Annotated in this window: 11 protein-coding genes and 1 tRNA gene; 5 read left to right on the top strand and 7 right to left on the bottom strand. The window is 64.6% G+C overall.

Annotation, left to right across the window (positions count from 1 at the left end; all coding sequences use genetic code 11):
• Window positions 1-219 precede the first annotated feature (219 nt).
• From MPLG2_RS03730 to MPLG2_RS18265, 4 genes are all read left to right on the top strand, one after another.
• On the top strand, window positions 220-2,046 hold the full coding sequence (locus MPLG2_RS03730; protein WP_105184983.1) for a DUF4209 domain-containing protein: 1,827 nt from the start codon (window positions 220-222) through the stop codon (window positions 2,044-2,046).
• 363 nt (window positions 2,047-2,409) lie between these two features.
• On the top strand, window positions 2,410-2,685 hold the full coding sequence (locus MPLG2_RS03725; RefSeq protein ID WP_105184982.1) for a hypothetical protein: 276 nt from the start codon (window positions 2,410-2,412) through the stop codon (window positions 2,683-2,685).
• Between the two features lie 468 nt (window positions 2,686-3,153).
• On the top strand, window positions 3,154-4,875 hold the full coding sequence (locus MPLG2_RS03720) for an ATP-dependent nuclease (RefSeq protein WP_105184981.1): 1,722 nt from the start codon (window positions 3,154-3,156) through the stop codon (window positions 4,873-4,875).
• A 203-nt stretch (window positions 4,876-5,078) separates the two neighbouring features.
• Window positions 5,079-5,528: a hypothetical protein gene (locus tag MPLG2_RS18265; protein WP_158680843.1), complete on the top strand. Its 450-nt coding sequence runs from the start codon at window positions 5,079-5,081 to the stop codon at window positions 5,526-5,528.
• A gap of 341 nt (window positions 5,529-5,869) precedes the next feature.
• Here MPLG2_RS18265 and MPLG2_RS03710 read toward each other — a convergent pair whose 3' ends face one another.
• The 3 genes from MPLG2_RS03710 to MPLG2_RS03700 form a co-directional block, all read right to left on the bottom strand.
• The gene (locus MPLG2_RS03710) at window positions 5,870-7,189 is read right to left on the bottom strand and encodes a hypothetical protein (protein WP_158680842.1); all 1,320 of its coding nucleotides are present in this window, start codon (window positions 7,187-7,189) and stop codon (window positions 5,870-5,872) included.
• Window positions 7,190-7,393: 204 nt separating this feature from the next.
• Window positions 7,394-8,389: a restriction endonuclease gene (locus MPLG2_RS03705; RefSeq protein ID WP_158680841.1), complete on the bottom strand. Its 996-nt coding sequence runs from the start codon at window positions 8,387-8,389 to the stop codon at window positions 7,394-7,396.
• 531 nt (window positions 8,390-8,920) lie between these two features.
• Window positions 8,921-9,400 (bottom strand): DUF6326 family protein, encoded by a 480-nt coding sequence (locus MPLG2_RS03700; protein WP_197710070.1) that lies wholly within the window; start codon window positions 9,398-9,400, stop codon window positions 8,921-8,923.
• A gap of 70 nt (window positions 9,401-9,470) precedes the next feature.
• Here MPLG2_RS03700 and MPLG2_RS03695 point away from each other — a divergent pair, with 70 nt between their 5' ends.
• The gene (locus MPLG2_RS03695) at window positions 9,471-10,187 is read left to right on the top strand and encodes a TetR/AcrR family transcriptional regulator (protein WP_105184977.1); all 717 of its coding nucleotides are present in this window, start codon (window positions 9,471-9,473) and stop codon (window positions 10,185-10,187) included.
• A 439-nt stretch (window positions 10,188-10,626) separates the two neighbouring features.
• Here the strand turns inward: MPLG2_RS03695 and MPLG2_RS03690 are convergent.
• The 4 genes from MPLG2_RS03690 to dnaG all read right to left on the bottom strand — a co-directional run bounded on the left by MPLG2_RS03690 (window position 10,627) and on the right by dnaG (window position 14,049).
• A tRNA-Asn gene (locus MPLG2_RS03690) sits at window positions 10,627-10,702 on the bottom strand.
• 34 nt (window positions 10,703-10,736) lie between these two features.
• The gene (locus tag MPLG2_RS03685; protein ID WP_105184976.1) at window positions 10,737-11,243 is read right to left on the bottom strand and encodes a hypothetical protein; all 507 of its coding nucleotides are present in this window, start codon (window positions 11,241-11,243) and stop codon (window positions 10,737-10,739) included.
• A 33-nt stretch (window positions 11,244-11,276) separates the two neighbouring features.
• Window positions 11,277-12,077, bottom strand: coding sequence for a sigma-70 family RNA polymerase sigma factor (locus tag MPLG2_RS03680; protein ID WP_105184975.1), 801 nt, complete (start codon window positions 12,075-12,077; stop codon window positions 11,277-11,279).
• Between the two features lie 103 nt (window positions 12,078-12,180).
• Complete coding sequence (gene dnaG / locus MPLG2_RS03675; RefSeq protein ID WP_105184974.1) at window positions 12,181-14,049, bottom strand: DNA primase; 1,869 nt, start codon at window positions 14,047-14,049, stop codon at window positions 12,181-12,183.
• Between the last annotated feature and the right edge of the window lie 6 nt (window positions 14,050-14,055).

Here is a 14,055-nt window from a genome sequence, read left to right as displayed (position 1 = left end):
GACCCTTCCCAGTAGGGAACGTCGGTTGAGAGGCGATGTCTGGCGCCACCGGTGAACGGAAGGAGTCGTTGGTCGGTCGACGAGCGAGCCACGCCTTTCGGGTAGGACACCTGTCCATCAGACGTCCCGATAGGCCGATAGAAGACCTCTCCAATAGGACCTCCTCTCTCTCACACAGAATGCTGAGCCAATGTCAACGATTACCCATAACCTGAACTCATGACCGCGACCCCCGACTCCCGCTGGCAGGCCGCTGCGCGACACCCTGACTTGGAGACCGCGCTCGCTGAAGATGATGCGGGCACCCTCCTTATGGGAAGTCCTCTCCGGGCTATCAGCGATGACGCTGACGTCGACGAGGATGTTCGGTACGTGTCGGGGCTGCTGGCGACGGTTGCGTGGTTCATGCCGAACGGCAACGACTGGACCAATCCGTACGGCCCTTTCGCTACGTTCGGCGATAGGAGGAGTCCCATTCCTGCAGACTTCACGGACGCGGACATCGCGGTGTTGGCTGATGTCGCGGAGCTCGTCCCTAACCTCATCCTTCGGAGTCGCATCCTCGACGTCATCGCGATCGCTGGAGAACCCGCGCGTCGCGCGACTTGGCACGCAGCGCAGCTTCAGGCCCTGGCGGACCATGGGGTTACCAGTGAGGCGATGACCCACTCAGCGGAGCAGTGGGACCGCGGGCTTGCCGTCGGTGTTCGTTTTCGTGGCGTCGCGTCGGCGCAACTCCAGGAGATCGAGCGCCAACTCGTCGAAGCTGCAACCACATCCTCCGACGGCGTACTCGCGGTGCGCGCGGCCCGAATGCTGGGCGACCATCGGCTTGGGCGCGACCATGCCGGGGCGATCGCGGCGCACCTCGCAGCTCATGCGGAAGGCCTCCAGTCAATCGTCGCTCAGGACACCCTGGAAGTCGCAGCTGAGTGGTATCGGCGTGCGGGCAATCCAGAGGCGAGCGAGGACGCGACATATGCCATAGTTCAGCGACTAGTCGCAGAGGCCGAAGCTTCTGAAGCGCTCAGGGCGTGCGTCCAGTTGGAGATGGCGCTCAAGGTTCTTCGCACGTTGCCACGCACGGCCCGCGAGCGGCTCGGAGCGGCTGACCTTCCAGCCGAACTCGCGCGCCGAATCCGGGAGAGCGGCGCCGCGGCGGTCGGTCAGATGCACGTGTTCACAACAGAAGGCGGCGACCTCAGCCGCCATGTCACTGAGTTGCTTGCCGCGATCCGTAGCGACGATCCAGTTGAGTCGCTTCGGCGGTTCGCCGGCATACAAGCCTTCGCGAGCCTGTCGGCAGCTAGGACGGAAGCAGAGGAGCGCGAGCAGCAGCACCCCCTCTTGTCACTGATCGGGCGGCGAACGTTGAGTTCCGACGGACGCACCGTGTACCGCTCGCCTGCCGACGAGGGCGCCACGATTTTCGGCGAGAAGGCGTCAACTTGGGAAGAAATGATCCAGCAATTCCAGCTACGGGTCAACCTTCTCGGGGGCATCGTGCTCCCGAAGGGTTGGAGACAGTTATCCACCGATCACCGGCTTCACATCGGCCACTTCCAGGCACTTGCTGCCGCTAGCCCCATCGTGCCGAGCACGCACGAAGGGATCTTTGCGCGAGGGCTCCACTACGGATACAGCGGGGACTTCGGAGCCGCGGTGCACCTCCTCGTACCCGCTATCGAGGCACTTGTGCGGTTGCACCTCGCGAACGCCGGCGAGCGCACGAGCGCGATCGGCGCCGACGGCAACGAGAACGAGATTGGCCTGTCCGCGCTCATGGAGAACGAGCGGGTCGTCGACATCTTCGGAGAGGATCTTGCCTTCGAACTTCGCGCATTGCTCTGCGGGCCCATTGGCCCAAACCTTCGCAACGAAGTCGCACACGGACTGATCGGCGACTCGGTGTTCTCATCCGGCGCCAGCGTCTACCTCTGGTGGCTGACGCTCAGGCTCGTGTTCATCCCGTACTGGAACGCACTACACGATCCAGAGGCAGCTGAAGGGCGCGAACCGGCCGTTCCAACACGGGAATCGGAGTAGGTCCGCCGCGCGACATGCCGGTTGCCCGCGACTTGCCGACGAAGGCATCGAAACGCACCACACGCTGCAGGACCTCCTCCGCCCATCTCAGGCTTTCGCCGCACATCGCCACGCTCGAATGGGCGGCAGGTCGACCGGTAAGGCGACCCACTGGTGCCCCGTGAAAGTCCCAGAATGGCTGTAAGTGGGCCCCGGTGCTGCGCCGCCGGTCATCCGACTTTGGCGCGGTGGCGAGGGTAGCCTTTCGGCTGGCTGCCACCCGAGCGCAACCGCCCTCAATGCCGCTCCCGGCTTGGATCGTGACGATGAATGCACGGCAGGATAGCCTTCGGGCGAAGGCGCCCAAGAGATCGAAGGTCCTCCGTGCCCAACCGCCCAGAGATTGTCTGCATCTGCGGCTCGACCCGGTTCGCGGGCGACATGCTCGCAGCGAACGGCGACCTGACTCTTGCCGGTGTCCTCGTCGTCGCACCAGGCATGTTCAGCCATCGTGAACCAAGCAAGAAAGTCACCGATGAGCAGAAGGCCGCGCTGAGTGAACTCCATCTGCGGAAGATCGACTTGGCCGACCGGGTCCTTGTGGTCAACCCGGGCGGGTATGTGGGCCATTCCACGAGCCGGGCGCGAGCCGTTCCATAGGCGGCAGGGCTCTGATACATGTTCTTCACTAGGAAGCGCCTTGGCCCGGTTCGGCCACCCATGCCGCTCTCTAGCCAGCCAACCCAAAGATTCGGCTGATCGGCAAAGACTTCAGCCGCATCCCGGTTCAGCTTTCCCAAGTCGCTGAAGATGTTGTCGAAGTCCACAAAGAGCACAGATCGAATCGGTTCTCCGCCGTCCATGGCCGTCCCTTCAGCTGGATTTGCAGCATAGGGCGAGATCTGCGCACCCGCGGCGCATCCCGGAACGCGCGGTTCTGCCGCGGAGTTCGCGGTTAGTCGTACCGACCGGCTGGGCGCCGGTGAGCTGTCAGAGCCGGCCCTCAAGCGTGTGAGTTCGACGGCTGGAGCCCACCGAGGCAGAGTACTCTAGGTTCCGGCCCGCCGCACGGGACTAGGAACCTAGGATTCGGGCAGAACCGAATAGAACCCGTCTTAGGAATCTTGCATGCTGAAATCGTTGAGGGTGCGCAACTACCGCACGTTCTCGAGTTACTCGATCAGTTTCCGCCGCGGTGCTTATCTCATGGGGCCGAACAATGCCGGGAAGTCAAGTCTGCTCACGGCGCTCCGACTGTCCCAGACGCTGCTTCGGCATGCCTGGAGCAGGCGCTCGTCGCAGGTCCGTGAGCACAGGGATGCGACATATCAGTGCTATCCAGCCACCCTGCGGGACTACCCGGCGCTCGCAGAGAGCGTGCGCCACGAGTTTGGGTCGGAAGAGACCACCGTTGAACTCACCTGGGACAACGGCTCCCAACTGATCGTCGTTTGGCCGGATGGCGACGCCGATGAGGAACCGTTCTTCTACTTGCGGCGTGGTGATGGATACCCAGTCACCAGCCCTACACAGGCACGAACATGCTTTCCCCGTCTCGGGATCATTGCACCTCTGAGCCCTGTTGATCACTCGGAAGCGCTCCGGGATGAGCAGTACGTCAGGTCGAGCGTGGAGTCGCGCGTGGCAAGTCGACACTTTCGCAATCAGCTCTACCAGGTTGCCAGGCAAGGCGACTGGCCAGACTTCGTCGAGTGGTCAGCGCCATGGATCAGCGGCATGGAGCTGGAACGCCCGACCCTTCGCTACGACGAGGGTGCGTACCTTGATGTGTTCTATCACGAGGCCGGAAGTCGCGTCCCGAAGGAACTCATCTGGGCCGGCGACGGCGTGCAGGTCTGGTTGCAGGTCCTTTACCACGTGTACAGATCCCGGGACTGCGCGACTCTCGTCCTCGACGAGCCTGAGGTGTTCCTCCACCCAGACCTCCAGAGGCGCCTTGTGGCGCTGCTCGACCAGAGCGGCAAACAGGTGATCATGGCAACCCACTCTGCGGAGATCGCCGCGGAGGTCGACGCCGCACTGGTGGCGCTAGTGGACAAGTCGACGACGTCGGCGCGGCGAGCTAGTTCGGACGCGCAGCTCGAGACACTCAGCCAAGCGATCGGGTCGGGTTTCAACCTTCGACTGGCAAAAGCACTGAGGGCATCGAACGTGGTATTCGTCGAGGGCCAAGACATCAGAATCCTGAGGATTCTTGCGCAGAAGCTCGGGCTCGAACGCGTCGCGACAGAGGATGGCATGGCGATCATTCCCTTGGGCGGTTTTTCGTCATGGGATCACGTGCCCGCATTCGCCTGGCTCACCAAGGAACTCCTACCGGGTGCAGTCACCATTTCGGTGATCCTTGACCGCGACTACCACTCTGAGAATCAGGTGGCGCGACTTGTGAGCACTCTAGAGGCCTCTGGCGTTAACGTGCACGTCTGGGAGAAGAAGGAACTCGAGAGCTACCTCCTGTCGCCCGAGGTGATCTCACGGGTGAGCGGTGCGAGCGTGCCAGCGGTGGAAGTGTTGCTCGACGAATGCGCGGAGAATCAGCGGTACCACGCCGCCGCGCAGTTCGCGGCCGAGCATCGCCGAGACGCACCGTCAGCAGAGGATCTAGCCACCGTAATTGAGCGGGCACAGAAGGACTTCGATGAGCGTTGGAAGATTCAGTCCTTCCGGTGGTACCGGGTCAATGCAAAAGAGCTTCTGTCTACGCTGAATGGCCTCCTGGCGACCCGCAAGCTCCGAACGGTGTCGTCCCGGAAGCTCGCCTTGGAACACCGTGCTGAGGATATCCCTCGCGAGATGGCATCACTCTTGGCTGAACTCGACTGCCGTTGAAGGACCTTGGCCGAGTAGGACGACTACTGCACAGCCCAGTGTCTAGGACAGTCACGAATCGCCGGTGGATCTCAAGGCCGATCGCCTCCTCCGCTAGATACCAAGCGGATGGGAGAAGGGTAATCGGTGGTCCGCTCCGTTCTAGCCCTCAACCTCGGGCCCGCAGGGCGCCCCGGACACCGGACCCATCCAATCATGCCGCTGTGGCCAATCTGATCGTGGGTTCAGCTGGATGTCGGGAAGTCCCGCTTGAAGCGGATCGCCTCGACCGTCTGATCTACCCCGTTGTGGTCCGGGATTTTCGCCAGCCGGCTGTGGACTGCCTGTACAACCCGAACCAAAGCGCCAGCGAGGAAGACGAAGCCGAGTACCGCGCAGGCACCCTTCAGAGTGTCTGCCGACAGTCCCCAGATTGGGACGAATGTTGCCGTGAAGAGCGGGACCACAAGTGCAACACCTATGCCGAGAAGGCCGAGCGACTCCGATATCCGCCGCTGAAGGAGATACCGGGCCTCAATCCCGCGCTGGAAGCTCTCCAAGTGCCCTTGCAGTTTGTCGAGCGTCACTCGGACGACAACCTGATTCACATTCTGATCGAGTTGCTCGACCTGGATCTCTTCACCAGGAACATGCGCCGTGAGCTGCTCACCTGAATTGCCGACACTGGCGAGGCGATTCTGACGAGGCAGCCCATCACCGCTTGGCCGAGCATCCGGGCTGGGACTCTGGGGACCACTCATGGACCCTCCCGCCTCTCTCGGAGATACAAGAGTGACTTAGGCGGACCCATTGAGGCTAGGGAGTTCACTCGATCGCTCGCCGTCTCCTACACCTAGTTCAGCCCGTACGCGCGCATCTGCCGCCGTCCGAACGGGCGATCCTGCCGAGCAGTCGGCCCGGGGAAGGCCTGATTGTCTGGCACGTGCGACAATCTTCGACAACGTGGGGCCAGTTGGGGTATCCGGTAGCTACAACCTGCCGCTCCTCGCCACCCTCACACCTCCCCGCGGCCGGCGCTGATGTCCGCCAACATATCTCGCACTTGCCTTGCTGCGTCCCGCAACCGCTCCGGCGAAATGTCCTGCGACTTGCCGTGAACAACGCGATTACGCAGGTCGCGCAGCAGGTTCAGGTCCATGAACTGTTCGGCCGAAAGCACTCCTTGCTGACGTAGCGTGCGAAGTTGTCCAGCGAAGGATGGGTGGGTCGTGCCCTCCGGCTCTGCAATCTCTTGAAGGAGGCTCTCGAGCAGCACCCACTGGGTTACGAACTCGCCAACCGCGCGCTTACGCCTTGCATCCTCGCTGGTGCCAACCATCGTGGACGATCGGCGCGCCGGATGGCGTGCCGCGGACATCGCCTTCCTGTACGCGCCGTACCGCTCTCTGCTGCCTGACAGCATGAGGTCGGCAAGCTGGTCGGCGACGGGTCGGCGCTCGAAGTCCTTCTCGAGGACATCAACATACGGCCCCACCGAGGACGCCGTCGCGAGGTGCTGCTCAGCCAGATAGTCGAAGAGGACGTCTGTCCTGCCTAGGCTTGCATCGGTAAGGTCGACCCCCAGCCCCGCCAGGCGCTTCCGGATGAAATCGGCGAGCTCGTAGTGGTCGCGGAATGGGGATTCGGCGTTGGCGATCCGTGCGTCCCCGGCTTGCTGAAGCTGCTCGAGAGCGATCTCGCCGGCAAGTACCAGACCGTTCAGCTGGTCCAGGAGCGCGTACTCCGACGGTGACAGCCTGCCCTCAAGTGGCTTGTACACCAGGTCGTGTTCGACCTCGGACCAGGCGTGCATTAGCACGGACGCGACCTGGATCTCTACAAGTGCTGAGGCATAGCGTGCCTGACCCGCACTTAAGTGCTGCGCAGGCAAGAGGACACGGAAGTGTCGGGCGCCGTAGCCGGAGAAGCGCCGTCGGTGGTTGCGGGCTTCGTCAAGCTGGACCTCTCTGGTCAAAGACTGATGACTGTCAATCCCCTCTGGGTCGGCAAGCCCTTCCGGCTGAGGGAAGGCTCTCATGTGACGAACATCGAACGTGTCGCGGATGACTCGCTCCGCCTCCTCCATCTGGCCCGGAAAGTAGAGGGCGACGCGCACGCCGGCGAGATCGGCGATGTCTTGGCTGATTTCCTGCGCAGATCGGTAGTGCCTGCGCCGGTGCCGGTCGCGTAGTTTCTGCTCCAGTCGATCCATTGACTTGGCGCGACTTGTGGCAATGGCCCGCAGACCCGCGCTGCTCAGCTCCGCCTCCATGATGCCGCGAGCAGTCGTAGCCACCGCTTCCCAGAAGTCGAACTGCCTTTCGTACTCGGTCACGAAGTCCTCAATGACTCCCACGGTGCCTACACCCCGTTCACGCGGTTTACATGTCGTTGGGAGTCTATGGTCCACGCCGGGATGCGGAGTGGCGATTCGGCTGAAGCGTCCCGACCACCGTCCCTCGGTCTTGCCGGCGATCGAATCTGCTCACTCGACTGCGGGGACGGGCCCCTCGCCGCCAACGCGCGGGAAGTTCCTCGATCAGTCGCCCTCGCTTCCGGCCCACATCGCACGTCCAGAGTCGTCGGCTGATAGCAAGTCCCCGACGCGTTCAATCTTCAGGCCGCCTAGCTCCGGATCACGGACTTGAAACCCGGTGCTTGTGGCGAAGGAGCCCCTGAGTGATATCGCGACTTGATTCGGGTCCTCGATCTCCTCCCAGCCGGGATCTCTTAGCAGTGGGATCTCACTCTCAGGAAGATGAGAGATCAGAATCTCATTCCCATTCAATACATCGACAAGCCCGCGGCAAATCGACGGAGTGAACTGCCCAAGCCAACTTCGGTGCAAGACTCCATACTCAATCCGGAGCTCATCCATAGCTCGCAGGGCCCTCGCCCCTCCGGGTTCGGCAACCACCGCCCAAGGTACGGGGTTGACCGAAATCTGGTACTTCGCGCCGACTTCCATCGGGAGGTTCCCCTGGTTCCAGAGCTGCTCGAACAGGGTCACGACCTCGACGTCTTCGTCGGGCGCCTCTCGACGCGCGACCGGAAATCTCTTGATGTTGACCTGGTCGCCCGCGTTGAAGCCTGCACGAAATCCGAAAGAAACCTCAGGCCTCAGATCCGTCCAGAGGATCGGGATTGTGAGTTGTTGAGACCACAGGGCTGATTCGGCGTCATGAATCAGCATCAGCGACACGCCGAGCGATCGCGCGTACTGATGCACCGAAGCGGCGAAGCCGGCTGAGCAGATCAATATCCCTTGGGTCGCCCCCACGTCTCTTGAGAGCTCGGCGAAGGCGCCGACCGCATTCACGTCCGCGGGCCGCGACCAATGCTTGCAGTCGATGATCGTCAGCATGTCCCGATCCTGCGCCCGCCACCTGATCTCGACGTCGACCTGACGAGAGATTCCGCTGACAACCCCGCGAATGCGGGTGTTCCAAGCCACAGAGGCATCGGGCTGAAGCTCGCGGGCGATCTGCGCCGCAAGCTTCTCGTACCGCTTCCACTCAGCATCGCCACCGCTCATGGACCAATCTGAGCATAAGGACGTGCAGCGCATGATCCCGCACGCCGTGCGTCTCGGGCAACGGCCGAAAAGCTGACGCTGCAGCCCTCGCCGCTCAGTGCCCATTGAGCACGGCAAACCAGGGACCCCCCAGGCAGACGCTCGCGCCGATGCGGTGCGGCGTTGCCGAGGCACACCCGGTCGCCGATCTCACCAGCTAACGTCCTCATCTGCCGCGGTGTGCGAGGGTAGCCTTCGGCTTCGGCCTCCCGAGCACGACCGCCCTCTTCTGCCGCGGTGTGCGAGGGTAGCCTTCGGCTTCGGCCTCCCGAGCACGACCGCCCTCTTCTGCCGCGGTGTGCGAGGGTAGCCTTCGGCTTCGGCCTCCCGAGCACGACCGCCCTCTTCTGCCGCGGTGTGCGAGGGTAGCCTTCGGCTTCGGCCTCCCGAGCACGACCGCCCTCTTCTGCCGCACCCGGGGCGGATGACTCTGCCTGGCGTGGTCCCCTCGTCTCTCACGAGGCAGAGTCTCCGGGCGCGCCAGTGGGGTCGCTACATGTGCTTGCTGTCCGACTCCTGGCTTGTCCGGGTGTCGAGCTTCCAGTTGCGCGCAGCCACCCACACGATGGCGATCGTCGTGGCCACCTCGATGACGGAGAAGTACAGGTAGTGCAACGTGGGTGGGGTCCCGAAGACGAGGGTGGCCAGCTGGACCAGGGTCATCACCGCCGCGGCCACGATGCTCTCGATGCGCGCGAACCGGTGCGCAGCGATCCGGGAGATGAGGACCGACGCCATGGGCACGGTCATCAGGATCGCGGCGTAGAGCAGGAACTGCTGGTCGATGACCAGGCCCCCGACGTTTCCGTTAAGGAACCCTTGCAGGTCCTTGGGGTACATCAGCCCGAGCAGGTCACAGTAGAGGTAGTTGAGGATGGCGAACAGCCACAGGGACGAGACGACCGTGCGGGGGTCGGTGCGGGAACCGTCAGCGGGGACAACCGGCGCCAGGTTCGTCATGTGGATGGTCACAGCAGATCCCTTCTTAGTCTGTAAGATACATCTTAGGACGTAAGATAGGCGTCCGCAAGGGAGGTGGGACATGCCCGCGAGAACGTCCAAAGAGCCACTCAGTCGCGAACGCGTCCTCGACGCTGCCCTCGCAGCAGCCGACCAGGACGGTCTCGGCACGCTGACCATGCGCCGTGTGGCGGACGAACTCGACTGCGAGGCGATGTCCCTCTACTACTACGTCAAGGACAAGGCAGGGCTGCTCTCCGCCCTGACCGCCATGATCATCGACGAAGTCATCGCCGAAACCCTCACCGACCCATACCCAGAACCCGACCCGGCCGAACTCGGCGGAGTGCCCGGAACCAGCGCCACGGACTGGCGGACAACGATCCGCAACCGATGCCTTGGCGCCCGGCGCGTGATGCTCCGCCACCCCTGGGCCCCCGCACTGGTAGCCGCCGAGTCGAACGTCCCCCCACGGACGATGAAGATCTTCGAAGCCCTCGTCGCCACCATGATCCAGGCCGGCTTCGATTTCGAGATCGCCCACCGGGCCATCCACTCCCTCGGCTCGATGATCCTGGGCTTCACCCAGGAACTCTTCGAACCGAGCTCGACCGACCAGGGCACCACCACCGACGAGATGATGGAGCTGGCAGCGGGCTTCCCATATCTCAGCGCGATGGCGATGACCCAGCCGCACAACCAGACCGACTCCCTGAGTGTCTGCGACACCCAGGCCGAGTTCGAGTTCACCCTCACCCTCATCCTCGACGGACTCGAACGCCTCCGACCCTCCCGCTGACCCTCACAACCCAAGCCAAGGCCGGCCCTCGGCGAAGCCGCCCGCCACACGCGCAGGAGGACTCATCCCGCGCCCCCTTGAGCAGTCGTCCCTCCACCACGTCCACACGAGCACGACCGCCCTCTTCTGCCGCTCGCGACCAGCCCGGATGATCCTGCCGATCATCGCCTCTTCCAACTAGCAGATGGATCGGATGAGCGCATCACAGACATTTTGCTCGTCCCGACGGCGTCCCGCGGCATAGGTGATGGTCGCACCAGGCAGGGCAGTCAGAGTACTTGAGCTGTTCGCCTCCGACTTGGCGGCAGGTGGCTGTGGAGGAAATAGGTAACTCCCTTCGGTTGGGAGTGCTTTCGCTTGTTGCCCATATGTTGCCCACGGGGTGAAAGCGAAAGGCGTTCGGACTGGTGTATTACCTAGTCAGAACGCCTTTGAGCGGTGGCTCCCCCGCCTGGACTCGAACCAGGAACCTACGGATTAACAGTCCGACGCTCTGCCAATTGAGCTACAGGGGATCGCGCCTGAACGCGAGAAGAAACGTTACCAGACCTACCCGGCGATGTCGTATTCGCGCCGTAGCCGGGCCAACTCGGCCTCGGCTTGGTCGGCCTGCGCGACATCGAAGGGCCCGCCCTGACGACTGAGCGACCAGATTAGGGGGTGCCGATCGTCGTCCAGCCGGCGGCGCGCGACGATCATGGCGGCTCGTCCACGGCTCAGTTCGAACCGCTGCTGCACCACGATGCTGGCCCCCACCCGCTCGCGAAACAGGTCGGGCAGCGACCCCGGCTCGGTCAGCACCACCTCGTCGTCACCGCCACCCACGAGGGCCCAGCGCAACCGGCTGTCCTTGGCGTCCCATCCGCCCTTGTCGATGTCGTGCCAGCCGACGAACCGCCAGCCGTCACGCGTCTGGATCGCCAGCCGGTCGGGCAGTCCCACCACGACGCCGTCGGCGCCGCGTGCCCACGCGAGCACCCGCACACGGCCCCCGATTGCCTCGCCCAGGCTGCGAAAATCCTCGGACGGCAGCCCCGCGCGATCGAACAGACCCATGCGGCCATACTGCCAGCAACGGCCGGCACCCGATCAGGCGGCGATGTCGTCGAGCAGCCACCCGCGCAGCCGGCGCAGTGCCCGCGCCTCGTGCCGCCGCAAGGTGCTGAGCGACATGCCGATCGCCTCGGCCGCGGCCCGCTGGTGCAGCGGCGGTTCGCCGTCGAAGCCGAACCGGCGGCGCACCACCTCGTTTTCGGGCCACGGCAGCGAGCCGAGCAGCCGGCCAAGTTCGGGGTGCTCGTCGAGTTCGGACGGCTCGTCAGCAGCGATGTCGATGAGCAGCGGCAGGCTCGGCCCCACCCGGCGCATGCGGCCCACCCAATCGGCCGAGCGGCCCAGCAGCCCGGCCAACTCGTCGTCGCTGGCCGCTCGCTGCAGGTCGGCGCCCACCTCGTCGGCCAACTGCCGCACCCGGCCGGCCCGCTGCAGCGTGCGGACGGACTCGGGCCCCGACTGCACCGACGCCACCGACGCGTCGTGCACCCGCCGGCGAATCCAGGGCGTGGCGTAGGTGCTGAAGCGGTAGCCCGCCCGGCAGTCCCACCGTTGCACCGCGTCAGCCAGACCGAGAAAGCCCTCTTGAAACAGCTCCTCGAGCGGTGCCCGGCTCTGACGTGCAACCTGCGTCGCGATGCACTGGACCAGCCGCACGTTGGCTAGCAGAAACTGCTGCCACGCCAGCCGTCCCTCGCGTTCGATCTGCAGCAGCTCGGCGTCCGAGGCGAACGCGTAGTCGGCCCGGCTGATCAGGTCACCGGCCAGCAGGCCGGCCTCAATGGTTCTGGCCAGCCTGATCTCGTCGGCGGCCCCCAGCAACGTCTCTGTCGTCATGCATCCAGACGATGGCGACCTGCTGTTGCCCAGGGTGTTGCCCCCACAAGCCTGGGTAGGCAGCGAACAGACAACACCGTTTCGGCGCCCCACTCACAAAACGTCACAAAGCCGGGCCGGCCGCCCGTTCGGTGAGTTCACGGCGCTGCTTCTCGAACTCGAGCAGGGTGGCGAACATGCGGTTGTAGCTCGGTTGATCGTCGACCGGATTGGTGCGCTGCAACTTCGACTTCAGGTTGGCGATGGTGCGCGACACGCTCAACAGCTTCAGCTTGGCCACATACTCGGCCGCGTAGGTGGGGCTGGCCGGGCGCATCAGCGGCTCGGTGGCCAGTGCCGCGATGACCTGCACCGCGGTGGGGTCGGCCGCCGCCTGCACCACCGGCTGCGGCCAATCGCTCGCCGGCGTTCCGGCGGCGAGGATCGCTTCGAAGATCGCCCGGTAGGCGGGGTGGGTGAAGTCGTCGACGGCCGTGTCGTTCCAGCCCTGCTCGAACGCCTCGGGCGCCCGCACCATGAGCCGCAACGTGCCGCGCTCCACCTCGAGGCCTCGGTCGCGCGGGTTGGGCATGGGCAACCCCAGGGCGGGCTGCTCGTCGGGCGGCGGCGGCTCCGGCTCGCGGTGTCGATCGGACGACGGCGCCACCTTGCGCCGCCCCGCACGGGCCACCTCGCGACGCACCTCGTCGACGTCGCTGCCGAGCATCTTGGCGAGCTCGTGAATGTAACCGTTGACCAGGGAGTTGTCGCGCACGCTGCCCACCAGCGGAGCGGCGGCGCGCAGAGCCTCGAGCCGTCCGTCCACGCGGTCGAGGTCGAAACCGGCGATGGTGTTGGCCATCACGTAGCGGTACAGCGGTTCGCGCCGGGCGACCAGCTCGCGCACCGCCGCGTCGCCCGACTGAATGCGCAGGTCGCACGGGTCGAGCCCGGTGGGTTCGATGGCCACATAGGTCTGCGAAATGAAGTGCTGGTCACCGGCGAACACCTTCAGGGCCGCGGCCTGCCCGGCGGCGTCACCGTCGAAGGTGAACACCACTTCGCCCTTCAGCGCGTCGGACGACCCGATCAACCGCGACAGCAGCCGGGCGTGGTCGTCGCCGAAGGCGGTTCCGCACGACGCCACGGCAGTGTCGACGCCCGCCAGGTGCGCCGCCATCACGTCGGTGTAGCCCTCGACCACCACCGCCTGGTTCTTCTTGGCGATGTTCTGCCGGGCCAGATCGAGCCCGTACAGCACGTTCGACTTCTTGTAGACGGGGGTCTCGCGGGTGTTGATGTACTTGGCGGGCATGCGGTCGTCGTCGAACAGTCGCCGGGCGCCGAAGCCGAGCACCGACCGTCCGGCGTCACGAATCGGCCAGACCAGCCGGCCCTGAAAGTAGTCCCAGCCGCCGCCCTCGCGAATCAGGCTGGCCTTGACCAGTTCGTCGTCGCTGAACTTGTGGCCGCGCAGGTGTTTGGCCAGGTCACGTCCACCCATCGGGGCAAAGCCGACGCCGAAGTGCTCGGCAGCGTCGCGGTCGAAGCCGCGCTCGGCCAGAAACTGCCGCCCGGCGACTGCCTCGGGGGTGCCCAGTTGGGCGGCGAAGAACTCCGCCGCCAGCCGGTTCGCCTCGAGAATGCGCGACCGCAGCCCCGGCTCGACCCGGTTGCCGCCGCCGCCGTCGGTGAACCGCAACTGCACGCCCACCCGGTCGGCCAGAAACTCCACCGCCTCGACGAAGCTGGAGTTGTTGATCTCTTGCACGAAGCCGATGACGTCGCCGCCCTTGTTGCAGCCGAAGCAGTAGTAGAAGCCGCGGGTCGGTGTCACCCGAAACGAGGGCGTCTTCTCGTCGTGAAAGGGGCAGAGCCCCACCAAAGCTCCCCCGCCGCCCGGACGCAACGTGACGTACGACCCCACCACGTCTTCGATGCGGCTGCGTTCGCGCACGGTGGCCAGGTCTTCTTCGTTGATCAGCCCCGGCACGGTCGG

Origin of the sequence: Micropruina glycogenica (assembly GCF_900289045.1) — a bacterium.
Taxonomy (GTDB): domain Bacteria; phylum Actinomycetota; class Actinomycetes; order Propionibacteriales; family Propionibacteriaceae; genus Micropruina; species Micropruina glycogenica.
Note: the sequence above shows the minus strand (reverse complement) of the source record. Positions and strands in the feature narration are given on the sequence as shown.